Source organism: Aphanothece stagnina RSMan2012 (assembly GCF_046764815.1).
In the GTDB taxonomy this organism is placed as follows: Bacteria; Cyanobacteriota; Cyanobacteriia; order PCC-6307; family Cyanobiaceae; genus NIES-981.
On sequence record NZ_JBKOUC010000124.1, the window covers coordinates 1 to 381 of the forward strand.

The window sequence follows — 381 nt, forward strand, 5'->3', positions numbered from 1 at the left end:
CGCACGTTGCGCCGAGGGCAGAGCGCCAGCATTGAGCGCTGGCGATGTCGGAATGCCCGCCCACGGCCCTGGCGACATCAACCACGCCCTCAACCTGTTGCCACTGATGCCCTGAACAGCTTGAGCAGGTTGTGGTTGGTGGCCATCAGGGCCCATTCCCCGTTCACCTTTTCCATGCCTCGTAACCGGAAGCGAACCAGGCGCCTGGCACCTTTGATCTGACCGAACACGGGCTCCACGATCGTCTTGCGGAGGGCGTAGATCGCCTGCCCGGCCTGAGAGCGCAGTTTTCGGTCCATCCGCCCTCGGGCATCCAGATCCCGGGGCGCAGGACCCCGTGAAGGCCTGGGCCGCTGGCCGTGCTGCTGACGGCTGGTGGAG

At 65.9% G+C, this 381-nt stretch carries 1 protein-coding gene; it reads right to left on the reverse strand.

Annotated elements, in window-relative coordinates:
* Positions 1 to 89 precede the first annotated feature (89 nt).
* Positions 90 to 381: transposase (locus ACLNEE_RS17045; protein WP_411425346.1), on the reverse strand; the 292-nt coding region annotated here is incomplete at its 5' end.